Below are 23239 nucleotides of genomic sequence, written 5' to 3'. Positions count from 1 at the left end.
GGGGGGAAATGGGATGGTAAAAGTATTAGCACTGCTGGGGAGTCCCAGAGCTCATGGGACAAATAGTCTGGTCGTCGAGGAAGTGCTGCGGGGAGCGGCTGCGGGCAGCGAAGTTGAGGTTGAAAAAGTCTGGCTTAATCGCGGTAAGCTTACACCTTGTCAGGCTTGTGAGAGTTGTTTTAAGACCGGACGCTGCCGCTTGCAAGATGACATGGAGCCTATCTATACGTCAATAGTTGCGGCAGACGCGGTTATTTTAGCTGCTCCGATATATTTTAGTGGTATGAGTGCCCAAGCGAAGATAATGATTGATCGTTGCCAGCCATTTTGGGCTGCTAAATATATAATGAAATCGGCTGCATTTGCAGGAAAAAGACGTCCCGGCTTATTTATCGCAACAGGTGGCCAACCATTATATGAGGGGCAGTTTATCGGCTCAGAGCATGTAGCAAGTTTATTTTTTAAAATGATTGGGGTAAAAAATATCGGCAGCCTCACGCTGCCTGATCTAGATGCCAGGCCGCTCTCAGAGCGACCAGCCGACCTGGAACAGGCGTTTGAACTTGGCAAGCTGTTAACACAGCCTATATAGAAGCAGTAAAAAGCAGGGCGCTGAGCGTCCTGCTTTTTACTGCTATTGTACGGTAACCCACAGGTCGGTTGCCCTGTCGGTCTCCGTACTGTTGGGAATAATTTGGAGCTTGCCTTTGCCGGCTTGTTTAGCGACAAAGACTAGCTGACCGGTGCTGCTTTGCTCACCTTCCTGTTGCATCACATCGCCCCAAAAATTGCCATTGCCTGACGTAAAACGGGTGTTCTTGGTCAGACCGGCAGCTGGCTGCAGAATAAGCTTTTGACCTACCTTGAGTACCAGATTATTGGCTGAAAGCTGTACTGGGCCGGTATCACCATAATTATACGTGACCTTGTATTCCTGAACGCCGGTGGTTTGTTTAGGTGGGGAAGGAGGCACAGTGGGGCTTTGCGGTTCAACAGGAGTCATGTCGGTGGTGCAGCCCCCAATTAGCAAGCTGGCTGCCAGGAGTAATAAAGTGACTGTCTGTGCAATCTTAGGATAAATCATTTTTGCAAACCTCCTAGAATTAGTATTATCGTTATTATTAGGAATTTGTTCGTTATTATGATTATGATGACCAAGTTGCAGAAAGTTTGTTTTGTTTCGTCTGCTCGTTGTGTACAAATGTTAAAATTCGGGCAGACTATCAGCTAAAATACGGAGGTGATTTCATGTTATTAAGCTGGCTGATGATGAAACTGATGGACCCGATGGCTGATGAAGCTATGGCTAAAATGCTAACAGAAGATTATCCGGATAACCCGTTTCTCATGGTACCTGTGGCCGAGAAATTATCGCCCCGCGCCATTATGGAAGCGGCTATGCGGGCTGAACTAGGCACAGAATTGACCCGGCCATTAGGCAGCCCGGTTGTTTTGTCACCCTGGGATCAGCTATTACTTAACCCCAAGCAGCTATTTCAATTGCCGTACCCTGATTATACGCAGGTCGATACAACAACTGTGATTGGTCCGATGGCCAAACGGCCCCTGCAATTAGCTATACCGATCATGATTACCGGCATGTCCTATGGCGGCTCCTTGAGTTTGCTCATGAAGATGGCGTTAGCCAAAGGGGCGGCGCTAGCTGGCACCTCAACCAATACGGGTGAATCGGCTGTTACCAATGAGGAACGTGATGCCGCCAAATTTCTGATAGGACAGTATCACCGGGGCGGGCAGCTAAGCGGTAAAGAACAATTGAGCCGGTTGGATGCTATTGAGATTCAGTTAGGTCAGGGAGCCTGGGGTGGGGCCGTCGACGAGCCCATGCCTGCTGACAAAATCGGGCGACATTTGCGACAAGCCTGGCATTTGGAAGAAGGGCAGGGTAATACAGTCTTTGCGAGAATGCCAGGAAAACAAACATCCCGGGATTACATTACGATGGTTAACAATATGAAAGCCCAGTATGATGTACCAGTAGGCGTAAAAATCGCCGGCACGGATTACATTGAATATGAACTGGCCGTAATTGCTCAAACTCAGGCCGACTATATTGTTGTCGACGGTTCAGAAGGCGGGACGGCTGCGTCCAATCCTACATTGCAAGATGATGTTGGTTTGCCTACCTTCCATACTCTTGTGCGAACGATAGACTGGTTAGCGGAAAATAATCTGCGCAATCGTTTTAGCGTAATTGCCGCAGGTGGGCTGACAACGCCGGGACATTTTCTTAAGGCCATGGCGCTGGGGGCTGACGCTGTCTATATCGGCAGTATTGCACTGATGGCAGCCATGCAGGCTCAAGTTGCAAAAACGCTGCCCCAGGCACCGCCTACCCAAATGGCGATGTATTCAGGGAAAATGAATGACAAACTGGATGTTGACAACGCAGCACAACATTTGGCTAACTTTTTAACCTCCTGCCGGGCCGAAATGCAGCTTGCTGCGCAAGCGGTCGGCAGACAAGCATTACGGGAATTAGATCGCAGCGATCTTGTCTCAGTGGAAAGGGATTTGGCGGAATTTGCCGGGCTTCGTTATGCGGCTAGTCACAGGTCATCGCATCAGGTGCAGTCAGGTGCTCAGAAAGTACAGTGTCAGCAGCGGGAACTTCAAATGCATTAATTGCAGTATAAGCAGGAAAAGCAGTGCAGCATAGCGAAAAGAGCCATAATTCTTCAAGGCGCTCCTTGGAGATTATGACTCTTTATTTATTGAAGGTTGTAGGAAGGGAAGGGTAGCCAATGGAACCGATTGAAATAGTAAATTTAACCCCAGATAGATTAGAAGAAGCTTTGACTGTCTTCAAAGTTAGTGATTGGGATGAAGATAGTTTGTTTTATGTAAAAGCGGAAATGCAGGCCTTTTTAAAAGGCGATATCAATGGTTACATTCGTGCCCATTTTATTGTGGCCATTGTTGATAATCGGATAATTGGAGTAGCCGCCTGGGCGCCGTCCATGTGCTCCTTTTGGCTTTATGAATTGTCCTGGGCCACCGTGCTGCCCGAATGGAGACACCGTGGTATCAATTCATTAATGCTTACTGAGCGGTTACGCCAGATACGGGCTCACAATGGTTCAGCGGCATTTAGTGTGTTGGTGTGCACTTGGGATAATCCCATGTATACTCAAAATGGCTTTGTACCCATGGAGCCGCAAGGGCGAAGATCTCTAGATAAAAAAGGCAAATGTCTGCTACTAGCTCAATTCGGTCCGGCTACATAAACTCCACCTGTCCATTGGTAAACGCTTTTATTCGGGCAAGTGATTCTACACGATACCCAGCCGCTGTTAGTTTCTGCGCGCCCGGCTGGAAGGATTTTTCAATGACAATGCCGATGCCGACTAGCTTAGCGTTAGCTTGCTCGACAATATTGGCCAGACCGGCCGCTGCTTCGCCATTTGCCAAAAAATCATCAATAATGAGCACACTGTCTTCAGGCTGCAAAAATTGCTTGGAGATCATAATAGTATTGCTCTCACCCTTGGTATAGGAATATACTTTAGCCGTATATACATCATCTCCGGTAACCTTGGGCTTGCGTTTACGGGCGAAAATGACCGGTACCTTAAGAATTAGTCCGGTCATAACGGAAACGGCAATGCCTGAAGATTCAATTGTCAAAATTTTAGTGATTTTTTCATCCTTAAACCGGCGGACAAATTCTTCGCCAATCTTCATCATAAGTTCAGGATCAATCTGCTGGTTCAAAAATGAGTCAACTTTGAGTAAAGAGTTATTCAAAATCAGACCATCTGTCTGAATTCGTTGTTTTAATAAATCCATAACAGCCTCCCTATGTTATGTGGGCTATAATCGAAAATTATATGGTTCCTAAGTTGTTTAAGCCTTATTGTAACAGCTGTTTTGCGGGGCTGTCAACAAATGTGAAACAAAATTCGACAGAGAGATGCTTTTTACGTCAGAAGGGCGATGATTATAATTGGTAAGAGGAGCACTGCGATGAGTTATGAAGTGATTTTATTTGACTTGGATGGAACACTGACAGATCCTAAGGTCGGAATTACCAAGTCGGTGCAGTATGCACTTGCGAAATTTAATATTTATGAGTCTGAATTAGACAAGCTGGTGCCGTTTATTGGGCCGCCACTGGTAGAGTCTTTTCAAGAATTCTATTCATTAAGCAAGGAGCAGGCTGCTGCAGGGGTTGGGTATTACCGGGAATATTTTACTAAGGCCGGAATCTTTGAAAATGCAGTATATCCTGGAATTAAGGAGATGCTGGCACTGTTAGCAGCGGCAGGCAAGCAATTAATTATTGCTACCTCCAAGCCCACACTGTATTCTGAACAGATTGTTGAATACTTTGGTCTGACACAGTTTTTCCGGTCAATTGTTGGCAGCAATCTGGACGGATCACGTATTGATAAAGCCGAGATTATTGACTATATCTTATCCGGGCTTGCTGGTATTGACCGGAAGAATGTTGTTATGGTTGGGGACAGAAAGCATGATATTATTGGTGCGCAGAAAAATGATGTTGCTGCTATTGCTGTTACGTACGGCTATGGAACGGCGGCAGAGCTGCAAGCAGCCAAGCCTGCTTATACTGTATCCACTGTTAATGAGCTTGCAGAGATTTTGCAGGCGTAATGCAAATTCACACCGCTTCCTGTCAAAAACTGCATTACATTGAAACATTTATTTAGCAGAAACTATAATAATAGTTTGGGAAGGAGGCGAATGTAAATGATGCATAAATTGCATCGTAAACACAGTAAGTCCCTCAAACGCAGACTTAAACGCATGGCGGCAGCAGCTGCTGTTGCTGGTGCTGCGTTTATATCGTCTGCCTTTATGCCAGGATTGCCAGCTACCGCCCATGCATCCGCTATGCCAGATGTTACTGCCCTTCCTGATGCTGCTGTGCAACATATGGTGAAAACGCCGCATATGCAGTCAGACAGCAAAATTCCGCTGAAGAAGCAGGCGAGAATGCAAGCTAAGGCAGCTGCAGAGCGCAGCCGAATGGCAAAGAGTCCAGTAGAAGCCAAGATGATGGATAATTCATCTAAGCAGGTAGTGCAAGCCAAAAAGGTTCAGGCAGTGCCGACAGCAGAAAAAACATCAGCCGGCGCGCCTGAAGATTTCCAGAAGGTCATAGATGTTAAGGCTACTGCGTATGCTCCTGGCGCTCATGATAATGATCAATGGGGAGACAAAACATTTCTTGGGACAACGGTTCGTCCAGGTATTGTTGCCGTAGATCCGGATGTTATTCCGCTCGGTTCGCGGGTATATATCAAATATCCTGATGGAACCGGCCACTATGCAGTAGCAGAAGATACTGGTGGAGCCATCAAGGGCAACCGTATTGATGTGGCTTTGGACTCGGTAGATGAAGCCTATGACTTTGGCATCAAAAATGCAAAAATATATATGTTATAGGGTCTAAGCATAGGTTTTACAAGACTCCACCTGATGGCTAGGGTGGAGTTTTATATATTCCGCCTGCAAGATTGTACCAAGTTATATATATATTGAAAGTTTATGCTTCTTAGTGCAGGGATTTTCTGAAAATAGTCGAAGCCTTCTGTAGAGGCATAGTGAGTGCTAAAGCGCAATTTTGCTTATTTTACATACGAAGAGGGGATATAAATGGACATTAGGTCAGCAGGCGATGTTAAAATACCGGTAATTATACCCCGTGTGGATGCACATACTGCAAAGGAAGTGGAGGCCAAATTAAACGATTTAGTGAATGGGGGAAGTAAAAGAATTGTATGCGATTTCTCGCAAAATGATTATATTTCCAGCGCCGGTCTCCGGGTATTTTTGCAGATGCTGAAGATTATGCAAAAGTCGGGCGGTAAAATCGTTCTATGTTCTTTAAAACCACAGGTTAAAGAGGTTTTTGATATGGCTGGGTTCAGCCAGTTGTTCCGTATTTTTGATACGGAGGAAGACGCGGTAAAAGAATTGTAGGACAAAAATAAAACCTGCTAAGCCTTCAACCCAAGGTGTAGCAGGTTTTATTTTTATTTAAAAAGATGGAGCCGCAAGCGGGAGAGAAAATGTGAAGGTAGTTCCTTCATGAAGCTGACTTTCAACCCAGATTTGGCCATTGTGAGCAGTTACAATCTCTTTAGCTATGGCCAGTCCTAATCCTGAGCCACTGTGTTTGCAGCCATCGCGGTGAGGACTTTGGTAATAACGGTTAAAAACAAACGGCAGATCTTCTTCGGCAATGCCGTCGCCGGTATCCTGTACAAAAAACAAAGCAGCAATTTTTTCGGGGGCGCTTGGTAAGCGTCGAAAGCGAACTCCAATATAAATTGTTCCACCAGGCATGGTGTGACGGATAGAATTGGTCAGCAAATTTGAAAATACCCGTTCAATCCGGTCAGGATCAGCATAAATGGTATCGTCTTTAGGGTATAACTGAGGTTCTGAGTCGGGTGAAATAAATTTGACTGACAGATTGGCATTTTGGGTATCTGTCTCATATTTTTCATAGATACTCCTGGCAAGATTGGTTGCCGAAACCGGCTGAATCCGAAGTGAAAGTTGACCAGACTCAAGCTGGTTGAGGTCAAAAAGTTCTTGTATTAACCGGTTAAGTCTGAGCACGCGGGCATGGATCAGATTTAGGTATTTTAGCTGATCTTCGGGCGTAGAAGCTATCCCATCAAGCAGTGTTTCCGTATAACCCTGAATGAGTGTAATAGGAGTCCGTAAATCATGGGATATATTGGCAATCAAGTTGCGTCGGGCGGCATGACTCCGTTCCAGGGCTGCTGTGCGTTCAGTGACTACCATTTCTAATTGCGAATTTATATCCTGCAGATGCTCGTTTAGTAGATCATGTTCCTTGAGCATGATTTCTAACTCCTGGATTTTTTTAGCAGCCTGCTGGGATGAGGAGGAGTTGTGAGCAGCTGTTACCTGACGAAGCCTGGCAGATTCTTGCTGAGCATGTGATTTATAGGGAAAGGAAAACTCAAGCGTGCCTTTGCTGGATTCTATGACTCCGGTATACAGGTGTCTGGCCAGATTGTACAGTATCCGGGTAAAGAATAGTCCGGTGACAAGTATGCCGGCCATAAAGGCTGTAAGCCAATAATAGCCTGTCCACATGCTCCAAATGCCTAGTACCACCAGCGCAGTAACAGCAATAGTAACAAACACAAATTGTGAAGATGTGATTGTTTCGTTCATGAGTAATCACCACCACACGCGAATTTACCTGCAGGGATGGAACGAGAGGTTGTTGGTTAATCAACAGAGACAGTAAAACTTTCGAGGGCACCCAAAATTTCGTTTTTATGGGAACGAACGGCTTCCCGGCCGGTCGCAATGATGTCCGCTAGTCCTTCATCGGAAAAGAACTCTGCAGTGCAGCCAAAATGAACATTAATTAAAATCATTTCATGGTGATGCAGAGAAATTGCGAGAGCTGTTTGATTTCGTTCACCAGTGGTCAGAATTTTGTTAATAAATTGCCAATAGTGATCAAAAAAGTGAGTTGGCTCTTGTTTTGGATGGTTGTCATAGGACATAGCAATGATAATATCCATATTTTGTCGTACTGCTTCCATAACTGGAAGCGAAGAAATATAGGAACCGTCCACAAGCAACTGGTTATCGACTGCAAGGGGTGGTAAGAAAGGAAATTGAGCTGTTGTAGCATACACAGCATTGGCTGCCTGTCCCTGATTTAGTGCTATTCCCAGTCCTGAACGAATATCTGTTGTTTGTAATATTGTACGCGGGTGAAACTCTTCCAGGCGCCGTTCTTTAAAGATTTTCTGACAAACCGATAACAATCTGTGAGGCCGTAAAATGGCGGCTGTAGGACTAAATTGGCCAAAAGGCAACCCGAGAATATCTAAGATTGTACGATAGTCCAGGCGGGAGAATAGCTTGGGGTTCCAAAACTCCCGTCCACAGGATTTCATCTCATCTGGTGTGAAACCGGCACCACGTAGTGCCGCCATAATTCCGCCGCCACTACACCCGACTAATAAATCAATGGGCAGGTTGGCTTCGTCCAAGAATTCAAATAAACCTATTGCGGCCAATGCACGCCAGCCGCCGCCCCCTAAAACAACGCCAATTTTGGGGCTTCGGTCAGCTGAATGTTGGTTTGGATCTGTCATAGTCAATACCACCACCTGCAATTTTAGTGATTACCAGTGCTATTATTTGTTATATACTTAATTATAAGCTTTTATTGTTGTCTGGCTGGTTAAAGGTTTTATAAAGAAAGAATTAGCTTCCGGATAAAGCATGGTTAAAGCGGTATCCGGCACCGCGTACGGTAAGAATATACTCTTTGCTATCAGGAAATATCTCTAATTTTCTGCGCAGGTTGCTGATATGTACCATTACTGTTCGGACATCATCTAACCCTTGTGTGTGCCAGACCAGCTCATAAAGCTGCTCAGAGCTGAAAACCCGGTGTCGGTTTTGCACAAGCAGGCACAATAGCTTAAACTCGGTAGTGGAAAGGGGTACTTCTGTATTTCGAATCCGGACGCTATGAGCTGGCAGGTCAATTACTAGATCGGCAAAACACAGTTGCTGCTGATTTCCCGCAGCAGAAGAGCTGGCGGTTGCTTGTTTACGGCGTAAGCGAGCTTCTACCCGCGCTGTAAGTTCACTCGGACTGAAAGGTTTGGTCACATAATCATCACCAAGATGTAAGCCTTGTACAATGGTTTCCTCTTCGTTCCGGCAGCTAAGAAATATCACCGGGATATCATTCAAGCCAAGGTCGGCAAGTTTGGCAGTGACCTGGAACCCGCTTATATCTGGTAGAACGATATCAAGGACGATCAGGTCTGGTTGTTTGTCGACAGCTAAATTAACGGCCATCTCACCAGTGGTTGCCCGGAAAACCTGATAGCCTGCTTTATTTAGGTATAGTTCAATAATATCAATGATTTCTGTTTCATCATCTACGACTAGAATGTTGGCTAAGGTCAAGCCTCACACCTCCTTGCTTAGTAGTGATTTCTGCGTGAGGCAGAATAATCCTCCCAAATTATTACATAAGATGAGCGATTTGGAGTAAATTTTTAAGAAATCTTAAGGTTTTGGTGAACTCGTTTCAGCATAGCTGAAACATCGGGATTCAGGTGGAGAGTCTACTCCACCTGAATGAACGCCGCCGATAGAGGCGGGAGTCTTGACTCGTATCCAAAGATAAAATAAAGTAGTAAAAAGTATGTAGGACTTTCTGTAAAAATTGTCGAAGAAAAATATTACCAATAATATAAAAATGTACGGAAGGAAAGATATTCGATGAAAAAAATTGGTTTGCTGGTTGGGCTGAGCAACAACGTTGCTATTCAATACCGTAACCTCCAGCCAAAATCCGCCTTGACATACTGTGGGGATTCGGAGGCGAAAGAGACCGTGGCATGATAACAGGATTAGCTCTATATGCTGCCCGTACACCCAAGTTGAGTGAGCAGCAAATTTTTCGGTATACTGCAACTCTACCAGCGGAACGGCAAAAAAAAATAGCAAGTTACAGACAGCTAAGTGACAAATTGCGCTCATTGACTGCTGGCTTGCTGCTCAGGCAAACGCTAAAAGAATGCTGCGGTGTTGCTGTCGGCGATACTAACCTATTGATTACAGATTACGGCAAACCTTACCTGATTGGTTGGACAAGTGTAAACTTCAATCTGTCTCACTCTGGCGATTGGGTGGTTTGTGCCGTTGATAAGCAACCGGTAGGCATTGATATTGAAAAAATAGAAGCAGATGTGGACATGAATTTGGCAAACATGTTTTTTTCCCGGCAGGAGTTTGCGGATATTTGCTCAGTAAATGCGTTTGAACAGGCTGCCCGGTTTTACCGGATTTGGACTCATAAAGAAAGCTATGTGAAGGCAGTGGGGGCAGGGCTGTATATGCCGTTAAATTCGTTTAGTATCGGCATTTCAGACGATAGTCAGACGATGCTGGCAGATGAGGGTAAACAACTTTGGTTTTTTAAAGAGTATGAGGTGGATAGGGATTATGCGCTGACTGTGTGTGCCACCCATAACCACTTTCCATCGATGATAACTATTCAGGATGTGCTTGAATCTGATAAAAGGCTGGTGGTGTGAATGGCAAAGAAGCAGACAATGATCTTGCAAAACAACCTTGACGAACTGGAAAAACTCAGCACGAATCTTGAAGAGTTTTTTGCAGAAAATGATATCGCCCCCAAGATATTGTTTCAAGTAAACTTGGTGCTGGATGAGCTTGTCACCAATATTATTTCCTATGGATACTCTGACGGTTTAGTCCACGAAGTGCTCATTGAGATTAGTTTTGCGGATAGCACAATTAATTTGACAGTTTCTGACGATGGAGTGGCCTTCGACCCGACGACTATTCCCGAGCCTGACCTTAACCAATCTGCTGAGAACCGGGAACTTGGCGGACTTGGTATCCATTTTGTGCGGCAGAACATGGATTGCATGGAATATCAGCGGCTGGACGGAAGAAACATACTTTCCTTAAAAAAAGAGGTTGGTTCATAAATTTTATGGACTAACCTTTTCAATTTTATACATATTTATACATAAAAAAATAAAGGAGTTTATTGGAAAATGTAGAATACAGTAAAAAACATAATTCTCAAAAATATCAAAAAATGCAAAATAATGTATCACAATAATTACTAGAATTGCGAAAGCTTGGGGATATAATGAAAATATCTAATCTGACTACCAGACTAAACATTAAGGCTGTCGGCATTGTGTTCGTATTTATGCTATTTTTTTCTATATATCATCAATGGGCAGCTTATGAAGAGCGGATGGAAAACTCTGAGCAATTTATGGGAAATTATACCGCCTATCTTGCAAGAACACTGCCTATTCAGTTCTTGAATGAGGTTGAATATCAGGGCATTGCGGAGCAATCAACGGAAGAACAGGTATTGCTGCTTAATAGTAAGCTGCAACCGGCAATGAATAGTGTCTACATTCCTACCTCGGCTGCAAAATTTGGTATATATTCCACGCGGTTGCAGCGAATTGTCGCTATTGGTCCAAAACCTGACAAATCCTTGTTAGCAATTGATGATCCCCAGGTGTTTGGCGATTTGTTTCACAAAGATACAGCAACACTTGGCAAGCAGGACAACTCGGTATTATGGTATGGTGCACAGATATATTATTTTGTTAGACCAATTCACTATCGGGATGAAATTATTGGTTACATTTTTATCTGCAACAATATGGACAAGGTAAAAGCCGATATGTTAAGTACATATAAAAAGTCACTCTTGGGCGGCAGTGTGGCGTTAGTTGTGGTCATTATGCTGTTTCAGGAAACATTTATTCGCTTAAAGAAGGAGCTTGCATTATTTGCCGATGCCATCGTAGAAGGGCGCGGGAAAGAGTTTCAAAGTGATATAGCTGAATTGAATCCCCTTTTGCAGTATATCAGCGAGCAAACTGACCGAATGGCCCGCCTTGACAGGTTAAATATAATTGGTGAGATGGCAGCTAGTATTGGCCATGAGGTGCGCAATCCCCTGACGACAGTAAGAGGTTTTCTGCAATACATAGGCAATAAGCCAAACTTCGAAAGTTATAAGTCTCATTTTCTGCTAATGATTGAAGAGCTTGACCGTGCTAACGCTATCATTAGCGATTTTTTATCATTGGCTAAAAATAAGGCCATGAATTTTAAGGAGAGTCAGTTAAATACAATTATCCAGGAAGTGACGCCCCTGCTGGAAGCAGATGCATTACGTTATAATTGCCAATTAGAACTGGATTTGCAGGATATTCCGCTCCTTCGTCTTGATGAAAACAGCCTGCGCCAGCTTATTTTAAACATTGTCCGCAATGGGATAGAAGCTATGCCGCAGGGGGGGAAGCTAAAGATCAGCACCTATAGCTTTGCTTCTACGGTGCTCCTGACCTTTTGCGATGAAGGAAGCGGTATTTCAACTGAAGTTCTTGACAAACTGGGAACGCCGTTCTTCACTACCAAAGATAATGGTGTAGGTCTTGGTCTGGCTGTATGTTACCGGATTGTCGAGCGGCATAACGCCACTATGACTATAGAAAACCTGCCCGAAGGGGGAGCCAAGTTTACTATCACTTTTAAACGGAGAGTAAGCTAGGATGGAGGTGAGAAAATGACAGAAAAGCTAATCGCTATTTTCTTTTTAGTTCTGAGTGTTACCTATACCTATGATGCCTTTTCTTTGTCTTTCGGTAGTTTTATGGCGCCGAAAGCTGGCTTTATGCCGGTAATAGCAGGCAGTATTGCCATCCTGTTAGCGCTTGTTCTCACAATAAGCGCATTGTTTCAGAAGGGGTGTAAGGAAACAGGAAATGCCAACGCTGACCGCAGTGGGAGAAAGCTGATTTTTCTAATTATCGGCATACTTGTTTATCTAATTCTTTTCCATTTTCTTGGTTATAGGGCAGCTACCTTTATTAGTCTGTTCTATTTGCTAAAGGTGACCGAAACGGCAGGCTGGGTTTATCCGTGTTTCTTTTCGGCAGGAATTGCTGTAAGCTTTTATTTTATTTTTTCAGAGTTGTTAGGATCTAATTTGCCGTAGGCTGGAGTGGATACTATGGAAATTTTAGCTATGCTTGTAAATGGTTTTTATGTGAGTATGTCAGCGGCAAACCTGCTGGCTTGTACAATCGGTGTGCTTATCGGAACACTGGTGGGGGTCTTGCCCGGCATCGGGCCGGTAGGGACAATGGCCTTATTGCTCCCTTTTAGCTTTACAATGGATGTCACCACTGCACTTATTATGTTTGCGGGGATTTACTATGGCTCCATGTATGGTTGTTCTACGACGTCGATTCTGTTAAATGTTCCCGGTGAAGCCTCTTCCGTAGTCACGTGTATTGACGGCTATGCTATGGCTAAAAAAGGACGGGCCGGAGCGGCACTGGCGATTGCGGCCATTGGTTCTTTGATTGCTGGCACAATGGGTCTTGTTGGATTAACTTTCTTTGCACCGATTTTGTCCAGGTTTGCCGTAACCTTTGGACCGCCGGAGTATTTTGCGATTGCCGTGTTCGGGTTGTTAATTCTTATGAGATTAACAGGTACTTCGATGCTCAAATCAGGCTTGATGGTGACAATAGGGGTTATGCTGGGGACAGTAGGCTTAGACAGCTTGACCGGTATTAACCGGTTTACCTTTGGCATTGATGAATTACAGCGCGGCATGGAATTTTCCATTGTGGTGATGGGATTATTCGGGGTTGCTGAGATACTGCATACTTTGGTTCAGTCTGAGGCTAACAGTAAGATACAATCTGTGCGGTTTCGTGAGTTGTATCCCAGCAAGGAAGAATGGCGGCGTTCGCTGGGACCCATTTTTCGCGGCGGGGTGATTGGCTTTTTAGTGGGCTTAATTCCCGGGCCGGCAGCCACTATCTCAACCTTTGCCTCCTATGCGGTAGAAAAGAAACAAAGTAATCGACCGGAAGAATTCGGCCAGGGGGCCATTGAAGGGGTTGCCGGACCGGAATCGGCTAATAACGCAGCAGCTTCGGCAACCATGATTCCGTTATTATCCTTGGGCTTGCCGTTTTCTCCCTCTGCCGCCATTTTGCTGAGTGGTTTTATGATTCATGGGATTATGCCAGGCCCGACCTTAATGACGCAAAATCCGGATTTGTTTTGGGGACTTATTGCCAGCATGTATATTGGCAATGTGATATTGTTGATCGTGAATTTGCCGCTGGTGGGGCTGTTTGCCTATCTTCTAAAAACCCCGACAAGAATTCTTATGCCGATTGTTTTGATCATTACGCTGACAGGTGCTTATTCCATTAATAATAGTCTTTTCGACCTCGGACTACTAACTGCCTTTGGTATCCTTGGTTTTTTTATGAAACAAACAGGCTACGAACCGGCGCCGCTGGCTCTTGGACTCATGTTGGGACCTATCCTGGAAAACGGGTTAGCCCAGAGCCTGATTATTGGTGATGGTGATATCTGGTTTTTCCTTGTACGCCCAATTTCAGGTACCATTCTTTGGCTCGGTATTGCTTTGCTGCTTTTTAACATCGGTATCTGGTTTATCGAAAGAAAGCAGAGCAAAAAATATAAATGTTGAATGGGGGGGTATAGTGAATAATAACAAGGGTTTTCTTAGTCTGGTAATCCTTTTAAGTATGGCAATTATGATGGGGGGATGTAATATGGGAGCAAAAGAGAGTATGGTTTCTGAGACATATCCTAGTAAACCAATTACAATAATTGTGCCGTTTGCCGCCGGTTCAAGCTTAGACATGCTGGCAAGGACACTGGAAAAGTCAGCCCAGAAGCAGCTGGGGCAGCCGCTGGTAGTAGTCAATATGCCTGGTGGCGGAGCCACCATCGGCATGAATGAACTTGCCGGTGCCAAACCTGATGGCTATACAATTGGAGTTGTTGCCACAAGCGCAATATTGCAACCACTTATTGGGCAGACAAGATACCATTATCCTACTGCTTTGGAACCGTTAGTTAATGTTGTATCTTCACCCGTGGTAGTGGCCACGCTTGCCGAAAAACCATGGAAAAACTTGAGTGAATTAGTTAGCTATGCCAAACAGCATCCTGGTGAAATCAAGTTTGGACATGGAGGGTTGGGTACGTCAACACATGTTACGGGAGAAACGTTTGCCAGAGAAGCCGGTATTACGATCAAACAAGTTCCTTTCCGGGGTGGTGAATCAGAATCTTTGGCGGCTCTCTTGGGCGGGCATGTGCAGCTTATTGGAGTATATAATCCAGCAGTCATAAAAGAACATGTAAAAAGCGGTACTATCAGAATACTGGGGGTTGCAGAGGAAAATAGAATAACCATTCCTGGCTTTGAGGATGTGCCAACCTTCAAGGAACAGGGAATAGATGTAGCTTTTAACTTTTGGACGGGAATCGCTGCTCCAAAAGGTATGCCGCTAGCCGAAAAGGCCAGATTGATATCAGGGCTAAGGGAAATGATCAATGACCCTGACTTCAAAGAGAATATGGAAAAAATGGGAATGTCAGTCTATTATCTGGGCCCTGAGGATTTTGGTGACAGATGGATAGCCGATAATATAAAACTAACGAAAATAGTAAAAGAGACCGGAATTGCAGAACTTATTGCGTCTCAGAAAAACTAATATCGCTTGACTTATTCAGTAGTGCCCATCCCTTCTTTTTTTACATCGGTATCTGGTTTACCGAAAGAAGGCAGAGCAAAAAAATAAAAATGTAGAATGGGGGGGTATAGTGATAAGAAACAAGAGGTTCTTTGTCCTGTTGGCGATCTTCGTAAGTATGACGATTATTATGGGGGGATGTAATATGGGAGCAAAAGAGAGTATGGTTTCTGAGAAATATCCGGAAAAACCCATTACGGTAATTGTGCCGTATGTCGCCGGTGGAGGTTCCGACATGATAGCCCGGATACTGGAAAAGTCAGCCCAGAAGCATCTGGGTCAGCCGCTGGTAGTAGTCAATATGCCTGGTGGCGGAGCCACCATCGGCATGAATGAACTTGCTGCCGCCAAACCTGATGGCTATACAATTGGAGTTGTTGCTACGAGCGTAATATTGCAACCACTTTATGGGCAGACAAGATACCATTATCCTACTGCCTTGGAACCGTTAGTTAATGTTGTATCTTCACCCGCGGTAGTGGTCACTCTTGCCGAAAAACCATGGAAAAATTTGAGTGAATTAGTTAGCTATGCCAAACAGCATCCTGGTGAAATCAAGATTGGACATTCAGGGCTGGGTACGTCAGTACATATAACGGAAGAAATGTTTGCCAAAGAAGCTGGTATTACTATCAAACAAGTGCCTTTCCGGGGCGAATCGGAAGTTCTTGCGGCTCTCTTGGGCGGGCATGTGCAGCTTATGGGAGCGTATAATGTTGCGCCCTTAAAAGAACACGTAAAAAGCGGTACTATTAGAATACTGGGGGTTGCAGAGGAGAACAGATTAACCCTCCCAGGCTTTGAGAATGTGCCAACCTTCAAGGAACAGGGAATCAATGTTGCTTTTAACTTTTGGAACGGAATTGCAGCCCCCAAAGGCATGCCGGCAGCGGAAAAGGCCAGGCTTACAGCCGGGCTAAGGGAAATGATCAATGATCCTGAATTCAAGAAAAATATGGAGGAACTGGGAATGTCAGTCCAGTATCTGGGGCCTGAGGAATTTAGTGAAAGATGGATAGCCGATAATATAAAACTAACGAAAATAGTAAAAGAGACCGGAATTGCAGAACTTATTGCGTCTCAGAAAAACTAATATCGCTTACTTATTCAGTAGGTGCCCATCCCTTCTTTTTTAACATTGGTATCTGGTTTACTGAAAGAAGGCAGAGCAACATAATATAAATGTAGAATGGGGGGATATAGTGATAAGAAACAAGAGGTTCTTTGCCCTGTTGGCGATCTTCTTAAGTATGGCAATTATTATGGGGGGCTGTAATATGGGAGCAAAAGAGAGTACGGTTTCTGAAAAATATCCGGTAAAACCCATTACGGTGATTGTGCCGTTTGCTGCCGGTGGAAGCTCAGACATTATAGCAAGGGCGCTGGAAAAGTCAGCCCAGAAGCATTTGGGGCAGCCGCTGGTGGTAGTCAATATGCCTGGTGGTGCAACCACCATCGCCATGAATGAACTTGCCAGTGCAAACCCCGATGGCTATACAATTGGTGTTATTGGGGTAAGCGTGATATTGCAACCAATTTATGGGCAGACAAGATATCATTATCCCACTGCATTGGAACCCTTGGTTAAAATTGTATCTTCACCAGTACTAGTGGCCTCTCTTACTGACAAACCATGGAAAAATCTGAGTGAATTAGTAAGTTATGCTAAGCAACATCCCGGTGAAATCAAGTTTGGTCATTCTGGGTTAGGTACCGCAGTACATATTACGGGGGAAATGTTTGCTAAAGAAGCTGGTATTATTATCAAACAAGTGCCTTTCCGAGGCGATTCGGAAGTTCTTGCAGCTCTCTTAGGTGGACATGTGCAGCTTATTAGTGTATCTAATCCAGTGTCTTTAAAAGAACACGTAAAAAGTGGGACGATCAAAATACTGGGGCTTGCAGAGGAAAATAGATTGACACTCCCAGGCTTTGAGAATGTTCCAACCTTTAAAGAACAGGGAATCAATGTCGCTTTCAGTTTTTGGAATGGAATCGCCGCTCCCAAAGGTATACCGGAAGCGGAAAAGGCCAGGCTGACAGCAGGGTTAGGGAAAATGATCAATGATCCTGACTTCAAAAAGAGTATGGAGGAACTGGGAATGTCAGTCCAGTATCTGGGGCCTGAGGAATTTAGTGAAAGATGGATAGCTGATAATGCAAAATTAACGAAAATAGTAAAAGAGACTGGAATTGCAGAACTTATTGCGTCTCAGAAAAATTAATATCGCTTACTTATTCAGTAGGTGCCCATCCCAAAGACGAAAGGGTGGGCACAGTTATTTTTTTGTCCAGATGGAAAATGCTAGAGTTGCAATGGGACAGAATATCAGCAGATAACACGTAGAGAAGACAAATGATGCTGACGTATTTACGGAATGGACAAACGGTGAAAATAATCAAGATAATTAGTGATAGCTATCACTAATTATCTTGAAAAAGCTTGGTGGATGTAATATAATGTAGAACTATAGTAAACAAGATTAAAAAAATACTATAAAAGTATTCAGACAGGATACTTTATATGGTATTTGGAAGGCCAACTTTTCTTAAGCCTGAAACCATTCGTTGGAGAGTGCCGTTATCAGGCTCACTTTATGCGAGGGATTGTAGATGCCAGGGTATTGTGGCCAAAAAAAGAGGGGAGAAATTTACAAAATGAGTAGGTCAAGTGTAAAAATGGTAGCTGTGCTAACAGCAATACTGCTAATTACCGGTGTTTTGGCTGGCTGTGGCGGTATGTCATCATCTAATGAAATCAAAATCGGTGTTTTAAATGAAATGACTGGTGGTAATGCCACCATGGGCACTTCGTCAGCTAATGGCGCCAAGATGGCGATTAAAGAAGCCAATGCCAAAGGCGGTGTACTTGGCAAACAGATTAAAGCGATTGTTGCTGATAACAAAAGTGAGCCATCAGAAGCTGCCAATGCGATGACCAAACTCGCAACCCAAGATAAAGTTGTCGCTATTACCGGTATGTTTGCCAGTTCAAATGCCATTGCTGCTTCCAGTGTAGCTGAAGCAAGCAAAATTCCTTTTCTGGCAGTAGGTGCCACCAACCCCAAGGTAACTGTTGATGAAAAAACCAATAAAGTAAAAGACTATACCTTCCGTGTATGTTTCATTGATCCCTTCCAGGGCACTGTTGGTGCTAACTTTGTACTTAATACCTTACAACTCAAAAAGGCTGTAATCTTAGTTGATAACAGCAGTGATTATAGCAAAGGTTTAGCTGCCTTCTTCAAGGATGCCTTTACAAAAGGCGGCGGTACAATACTTGCCGAAGAAGCCTATCTGCAAAAAGATCAGGACTTCAAAACCATTTTGACCAAGGTCAAAGCACTCAATGCTGACATTCTGTATGTACCGGGATACTATGAAGAAGTAGGTAAAATTGTTAAACAAGCTCGCGAAATGGGAATTACTGTTCCCCTGGTTGGCGGCGACGGCTGGGATTCACCGAAATTAGTAGAAATCGGTACTCCGGCAGCATTAGATAATACCTATTTTACGAATCATTACTCTGTGGATGATACCAGCGCTGAATCAAAAGCCTTTGTTGAGGCTTACAAAAAAGAGTATGGCCAAGCACCTGACGCCTTGGCAGTACTTGGTTATGATGCCGCTAATGTGTTAATTGATGCCATTAAACGTGCCAATAGCACTGAGCCGGCTAAAATTCGCGAAGCATTAGCTGCAACTAAGGATTTTATGACCGTAACTGGCTCGACCACCTTAAATGCCACCCATGATGCTGTAAAAAATGCCGTCATCATTGAGATGAAAGATGGCAAGCAAATGTTTAAAGCTACTGTAAAACCGTAAACGGTTAATCACATAATAAGCAGTCACTTAGTTAGAGTGGCTGCTTATTTTTTTGAATAAGAAAGTATAAGTTTTGGGAATCGCGGACCTTATAAAACAAGGGGCGTCAAGTAGAAAACCCGGCACAGGCGGTCGTCATACAACGCTTCGCCGCTGGCGCATAACCTCCGCTTATGCATAACGCCGCCTGTGCCTCCGTACTGTTTACGCCCGGAGACGGACCACGTTAGCGGTTTTTTTTTATCCTAAGGACAAAATTAATGATTTGTTTACAGAATGTTAACACATCCAGCAGGAAAAATTGCCATAATATAGAAATACAATTGAAATGTGGAGGGGGATTCATGAAACGTCAATTAATCGCCGTCGCTATTGCTGCAAGTGTAGGTTTATCTGCTCTTTCAGCTGGCAATGCCTGGGCTGAAGAAGCTATGAAGGTAAACCGGTATACGGTTGCTGTACCGGAAAAGTTTTACGTTAATTATCAGGGAAGCAGCAAACAGGAGTTTCCCAAGGGCTTTAGAACCGGGTTTGGTTCAGGAATTGCCGTCAAGTCTGTTAACAAAGACGGCTCTATTGAGTTTTATATGATAACTGACCGGGGACCTAATGGCGATGGTCCTGAATATCAGGCAGGCAATAAGGTGACAACAAGCAAATTTTTTCCATCGCCGTCTTTTCAGCCGCAGATAGCTTTGGCTCGGTTAAAGGCAGGCAAGGTGGAAATAATCAAAACAATTGGCCTGAAAGATGAAACAGGCAAACCCATAACCGGATTGCCCATTAAACCAGGCAGTATAGGTTCAACGAACGAAATTGCCCTTGATGAGAAGTTAACTAATCTGGGCTATGACAGCAATGGTCTTGACACCGAAGGGATAGCGGTTGATGCCAAGGGGAATTTTTGGGTTTGTGATGAGTATGGACCCTTTATTGCTCAGTTTAACCGTGAGGGAAAATTGCTCCGCAAATATGCGCCAGGTGCGGGTTTGCCGGAAGTATTGAAGTATAGAATACCTAACCGGGGCTTTGAAGGTATAGCAATAGCTCCTAATGGGCATGTATTTGCCGCCGTCCAGAGTACGCTGGATATTGACGGCAAGACAGCAAAAAAAGCGCAGTTTACCCGCCTTGTCGAGCTTGACCCTGTGTCAGGCAAGACCAGGATGTATGCCTATCCGATTGATGTTGGCAGCTACAAATCACCCAAGGATGCCAAAATTGGCGACATTTTTGCTGTTTCTAATAATAAGCTGCTGCTGATCGAACAAGCTATGGGAAAAGACAAGAAGATGCGCAATCTGGTCTACCTTGTGGATACTCAGGCTGCTACCGACCTTTCCGGCGTAACAGTTAATGGTGTTGAGCCTGAATTCATTTCCGATCAGGCCGGTCTTGCAGGCATTACATTTGCCACTAAAAGGTTGCTTGTTGATTTGCGGGCGTTAGGCTGGGAAACGGAAAAGGCTGAGGGAATAACGCTGTTGCCTGACAGGAAAACTATTGTGGTGACAAATGATAACGATTTTGGCATGGCCATTGAGGTTGACGACAGTGCCAATCCTGAAGCTGGAATTGGCGATTATACGCTAAATGCTGATAAAACATTTACCCACAAGGGCGTACCGGCAGCACCCAAAGTTACTATTGTCTCCAATAGCCAGGTTGAGAGATATCAGTACCTGTGGACAATTGAACTTCCGGAACCCCTGCAGTAAAACTGGATTTCACCATTGACGGTAGCAAGGCCGTCTGTTATAATGACCATAAAATTACACATATTTTACGGATAAGGTGCCCCCTAGGGGGAGAATAGGGAAGTCTGAGTATGGGGAGACTATACATAGGCGCGGGCCCACCACTGTACCAGGGAGATCTTACACGGCCACTCGTCAAGGGGAAGGCGTAAGAGTTAATGAACTGGGAGCCAGGAGACCTGCCTTATACCGCAAACCATCCTTCATGGACAAGAAGGCTTTTTTGGGCTTAACCAAAAAAGCCTTTTGTTTTTGAATCAGAGAAATAATGGAGGTTATTATGAGTTTACTGCAAGCAACAGTAGCGAAAATTATGATGCCGGATACAGTAGTTAGAGATCAGGTAAAGGCTAGACTGGCAGGTGTGTTACAGTCAGCAGGCAGTCTGGGACGATTGGAAGATATGGTTGAGCAGTATGCAGGGATAACAGGCGAGCTGAATCCGGCGCTGCCTAAGCCTTGTATGGTGGTGGCTTCAGCTGACCATGGCGTGGCCAGACGAGTGGTGAGTGCCTATCCGGTAGAAACAACCATTCATATGACAGCCAATTATCTTATCTCCCAAGGTGCGAGTGCCAATGCCTTTGCCAATTTCTGCGGGGCTGATATGGTTGTGGTTGATATGGGCGTGGCTGGTGATCTGTCTTATGTTCCGGGACTGTGGCATCGCAAGATTGCCTATGGCACACAGGATTTTACCGAAGGCCCGGCAATGACGCGTGAGCAGGCCATTCAAGCGGTGGAAACAGGCATTGATATTGTTAATGACCGGGTGAAGCATGGCAATCGCTGCTTTTGTCTGGGGGAAATGGGCATTGGAAATACAACGTCCAGCGCAACCATTGTTGGGGCATTCACTGGTCTCGCTCCGGAGAAAGTTACCGGGCGGGGCACGGGGATATCAGACAGCCGGCTTAAAACCAAGATGGACATTGTCGGTCGGGCCTTGGCGGTGAATAAACCGAATCCTCAAGATGGATTAGATGTTCTAGCCAAAGTGGGTGGATTTGAACTAGGTGCGTTAGCAGGCGTAATCCTTGGTTCAGCCGCCAACCGCTGTGCTGTCGTCATTGATGGGCTTAACACGACAGCGGCGGCTTTAATCGCTAATGCCATTCATCCCCTGAGCAAAGAGTATATGTTTGCGTCGCACCTGTCCGGTGAACCAGCTCACATTATTGCGTTGCGTCAGCTTCAGTTAGAAGCTTGCCTGGAGCTGGGAGTCAGACTGGGGGAGGGTATCGGGGCTTCTATGGTTGTCGATATGCTCTATGTAGCCATTGAGCTGCTAAATAACAGGGGAGGCAAAGCCAATGCTTGAAGAACTAATTGCAGCCATAAAACCACTGGATACTATAGCGATGGAACGGTGTCAGCGGCGAGTCGATAATCTGACCAAGCCGTTAAACAGTCTGTATTCATTTGAACACATTGCCTGTAAGCTGGCAGGAATTAGCGGGAATCCCCGGCCACGGTCGTTGGAAAAAAGCATCATTATCATGGCCGCTGATAATGGCGTAGCAGTCGCAGCCGGCCAACAGCAGCTGACAACAGCAGCTCGACTGGCCGGCTTCTGCCAGGGGCAGGCGCCGATTCAGGTGTTTGCCGCCCATGTTCAGGCCAAGCTAATTATGGTGGATATTGGTGTTGCTGCCGACCTGCCGCAATCTCCGGCAGTATGCCAGAAAAAGCTGGCTTATGGCAGCCGCAATAGTGCCGAAGGTCCGGCTATGATCCGCGAACAAGCGATACAAGCCATAGAAGTGGGAATAAGAATAGCACAAGCAGAGATTGCGCGCGGCTGCCAGGTGATCGGATTGGGTGAAATGGGGCTGGGCGGTCTGGCTGCCGGTATGGCGATTGTCGCCTGCTACCATGATCGGCCACTACCCGGCTTAGCCGGACGGGAGGAAGAACTTGTCAATACAGCTATCGCTGTCAACCGCCCGAATGCGACTGATCCATTGGATATTCTGACTAAGGTAGGTGGTTTAGCTATCGCCGGGTTAGTAGGCGTTATTCTGGGGGCTGCGGCCGGGCGGGCGGCCGTGGTGTTAGATGGTTTAGCCACAAGTGCTGCCGCCTTGATTGCTATAAACCTGGTTCCAGACGTTAAGCCCTATTTGATAGGCTCGCACGTTGCTGCCGAGCCAGCCCATGAGACAGCCTTGGCATTGCTTGGTGTACCGGCCTATCTCCAACTTAAAATGAATCTGGGAGAGGGGACAGGTGCAGCACTCGGGATGTCAATAATTAACGCAACGCTTCATATGCTAAATGACATGAAAACCTTTGGTGAGGCCGAAGTCGCTGTGGCGCAGGACGGACCAGGTGCTTTGCGGCAAAGCAAGGATGTAAAAGATTAGCAAGCTATGACTAAAGCATATGAATTCCCGCCCACAAGGCCGATGATTCATCGCTTGCTATGTATGCCGCCAGGCTTTCTATGAAGCGGGCTTTACCGGCCCCGTGCGTGATCGCGGC

General features: G+C 45.2%; 23 protein-coding genes and 1 riboswitch. Of the genes, 18 read left to right on the top strand and 5 right to left on the bottom strand.

Annotated features, from left to right (window positions below):
- Window positions 1-13: 13 nt before the first annotated feature.
- The gene (locus tag SALPA_RS07240) at window positions 14-592 is read left to right on the top strand and encodes a flavodoxin family protein (protein WP_145091642.1); all 579 of its coding nucleotides are present in this window, start codon (window positions 14-16) and stop codon (window positions 590-592) included.
- A gap of 42 nt (window positions 593-634) precedes the next feature.
- Here SALPA_RS07240 and SALPA_RS07235 read toward each other — a convergent pair whose 3' ends face one another.
- A complete protein-coding gene (locus tag SALPA_RS07235; protein ID WP_145091640.1) occupies window positions 635-1084 on the bottom strand; it encodes a hypothetical protein in 450 nt (149 codons plus the stop codon).
- Between the two features lie 164 nt (window positions 1085-1248).
- Here SALPA_RS07235 and SALPA_RS07230 point away from each other — a divergent pair, with 164 nt between their 5' ends.
- Window positions 1249-2646: an FMN-binding glutamate synthase family protein gene (locus SALPA_RS07230; RefSeq protein WP_145091637.1), complete on the top strand. Its 1398-nt coding sequence runs from the start codon at window positions 1249-1251 to the stop codon at window positions 2644-2646.
- Window positions 2647-2765: 119 nt separating this feature from the next.
- The gene (locus SALPA_RS07225) at window positions 2766-3248 is read left to right on the top strand and encodes a GNAT family N-acetyltransferase (RefSeq protein WP_145091634.1); all 483 of its coding nucleotides are present in this window, start codon (window positions 2766-2768) and stop codon (window positions 3246-3248) included.
- Here SALPA_RS07225 and SALPA_RS07220 read toward each other — a convergent pair.
- The gene (locus SALPA_RS07220) at window positions 3241-3810 is read right to left on the bottom strand and encodes a xanthine phosphoribosyltransferase (protein ID WP_145091631.1); all 570 of its coding nucleotides are present in this window, start codon (window positions 3808-3810) and stop codon (window positions 3241-3243) included. The genes SALPA_RS07225 and SALPA_RS07220 overlap by 8 nt on opposite strands.
- Window positions 3811-3987: 177 nt before the next feature.
- On the opposite strand from SALPA_RS07220, the gene SALPA_RS07215 reads away from it, so the two are divergent.
- From SALPA_RS07215 to SALPA_RS07205, 3 genes are all read left to right on the top strand, one after another.
- A complete protein-coding gene (locus tag SALPA_RS07215) occupies window positions 3988-4638 on the top strand; it encodes an HAD hydrolase-like protein (RefSeq protein WP_145091628.1) in 651 nt (216 codons plus the stop codon).
- Between the two features lie 96 nt (window positions 4639-4734).
- Entirely contained in the window at window positions 4735-5433 is a 699-nt protein-coding gene (locus SALPA_RS32425) for a 3D domain-containing protein (protein ID WP_145091625.1), read from the top strand.
- A gap of 210 nt (window positions 5434-5643) precedes the next feature.
- Window positions 5644-5970, top strand: a complete 327-nt coding sequence (locus tag SALPA_RS07205) for an STAS domain-containing protein (protein ID WP_145091622.1) — start codon at window positions 5644-5646, stop codon at window positions 5968-5970.
- 57 nt (window positions 5971-6027) lie between these two features.
- On the opposite strand, the gene SALPA_RS07200 is transcribed toward SALPA_RS07205, so the two are convergent.
- The 3 genes from SALPA_RS07200 to SALPA_RS07190 all read right to left on the bottom strand — a co-directional run bounded on the left by SALPA_RS07200 (window position 6028) and on the right by SALPA_RS07190 (window position 8973).
- A complete protein-coding gene (locus tag SALPA_RS07200; protein WP_145091619.1) occupies window positions 6028-7203 on the bottom strand; it encodes a cell wall metabolism sensor histidine kinase WalK in 1176 nt (391 codons plus the stop codon).
- Between the two features lie 56 nt (window positions 7204-7259).
- Window positions 7260-8144: a patatin-like phospholipase family protein gene (locus tag SALPA_RS07195; RefSeq protein WP_145091617.1), complete on the bottom strand. Its 885-nt coding sequence runs from the start codon at window positions 8142-8144 to the stop codon at window positions 7260-7262.
- Window positions 8145-8256: 112 nt separating this feature from the next.
- Window positions 8257-8973: a response regulator transcription factor gene (locus SALPA_RS07190; protein ID WP_145091614.1), complete on the bottom strand. Its 717-nt coding sequence runs from the start codon at window positions 8971-8973 to the stop codon at window positions 8257-8259.
- A 437-nt stretch (window positions 8974-9410) separates the two neighbouring features.
- On the opposite strand from SALPA_RS07190, the gene SALPA_RS07185 reads away from it, so the two are divergent.
- From SALPA_RS07185 to SALPA_RS07130, 12 genes are all read left to right on the top strand, one after another.
- Window positions 9411-10109, top strand: coding sequence for a 4'-phosphopantetheinyl transferase superfamily protein (locus tag SALPA_RS07185; RefSeq protein ID WP_145091611.1), 699 nt, complete (start codon window positions 9411-9413; stop codon window positions 10107-10109).
- The gene (locus SALPA_RS07180) at window positions 10110-10529 is read left to right on the top strand and encodes an ATP-binding protein (protein WP_145091608.1); all 420 of its coding nucleotides are present in this window, start codon (window positions 10110-10112) and stop codon (window positions 10527-10529) included. It begins immediately after the preceding gene.
- Between the two features lie 167 nt (window positions 10530-10696).
- Window positions 10697-12127 (top strand): ATP-binding protein, encoded by a 1431-nt coding sequence (locus SALPA_RS07175; RefSeq protein ID WP_145091605.1) that lies wholly within the window; start codon window positions 10697-10699, stop codon window positions 12125-12127.
- Window positions 12128-12142: 15 nt separating this feature from the next.
- A complete protein-coding gene (locus SALPA_RS07170) occupies window positions 12143-12574 on the top strand; it encodes a tripartite tricarboxylate transporter TctB family protein (RefSeq protein ID WP_145091602.1) in 432 nt (143 codons plus the stop codon).
- Window positions 12575-12589: 15 nt separating this feature from the next.
- Entirely contained in the window at window positions 12590-14095 is a 1506-nt protein-coding gene (locus SALPA_RS07165) for a tripartite tricarboxylate transporter permease (RefSeq protein WP_145091600.1), read from the top strand.
- 85 nt (window positions 14096-14180) lie between these two features.
- The gene (locus tag SALPA_RS07160) at window positions 14181-15131 is read left to right on the top strand and encodes a tripartite tricarboxylate transporter substrate binding protein (protein ID WP_145101794.1); all 951 of its coding nucleotides are present in this window, start codon (window positions 14181-14183) and stop codon (window positions 15129-15131) included.
- A gap of 184 nt (window positions 15132-15315) precedes the next feature.
- Window positions 15316-16263, top strand: coding sequence for a tripartite tricarboxylate transporter substrate binding protein (locus SALPA_RS07155; RefSeq protein ID WP_145091597.1), 948 nt, complete (start codon window positions 15316-15318; stop codon window positions 16261-16263).
- Between the two features lie 184 nt (window positions 16264-16447).
- Window positions 16448-17395 carry a tripartite tricarboxylate transporter substrate binding protein gene (locus SALPA_RS07150; protein ID WP_145091594.1) on the top strand — a complete coding sequence of 316 codons (948 nt, stop codon included), beginning with the start codon at window positions 16448-16450 and terminating at the stop codon, window positions 17393-17395.
- A gap of 433 nt (window positions 17396-17828) precedes the next feature.
- Window positions 17829-18998 (top strand): ABC transporter substrate-binding protein, encoded by a 1170-nt coding sequence (locus SALPA_RS07145; RefSeq protein WP_145091591.1) that lies wholly within the window; start codon window positions 17829-17831, stop codon window positions 18996-18998.
- A gap of 344 nt (window positions 18999-19342) precedes the next feature.
- Entirely contained in the window at window positions 19343-20716 is a 1374-nt protein-coding gene (locus SALPA_RS07140; protein ID WP_186450961.1) for an esterase-like activity of phytase family protein, read from the top strand.
- A gap of 57 nt (window positions 20717-20773) precedes the next feature.
- Window positions 20774-20957: riboswitch (cobalamin riboswitch) on the top strand.
- 78 nt (window positions 20958-21035) lie between these two features.
- A complete protein-coding gene (gene cobT / locus SALPA_RS07135) occupies window positions 21036-22076 on the top strand; it encodes a nicotinate-nucleotide--dimethylbenzimidazole phosphoribosyltransferase (RefSeq protein WP_145091586.1) in 1041 nt (346 codons plus the stop codon).
- Window positions 22069-23121 carry a nicotinate-nucleotide--dimethylbenzimidazole phosphoribosyltransferase gene (locus tag SALPA_RS07130; protein WP_145091583.1) on the top strand — a complete coding sequence of 351 codons (1053 nt, stop codon included), beginning with the start codon at window positions 22069-22071 and terminating at the stop codon, window positions 23119-23121. The genes cobT and SALPA_RS07130 overlap by 8 nt, the downstream gene beginning before the upstream one ends.
- Window positions 23122-23239 lie beyond the last annotated feature (118 nt).

This window comes from Sporomusa sp. KB1, assembly GCF_007830295.1.
In the GTDB taxonomy this organism is placed as follows: domain Bacteria; phylum Bacillota; class Negativicutes; order Sporomusales; family Sporomusaceae; genus Sporomusa.
This window is presented reverse-complemented; position numbering and strand designations above follow the sequence as displayed.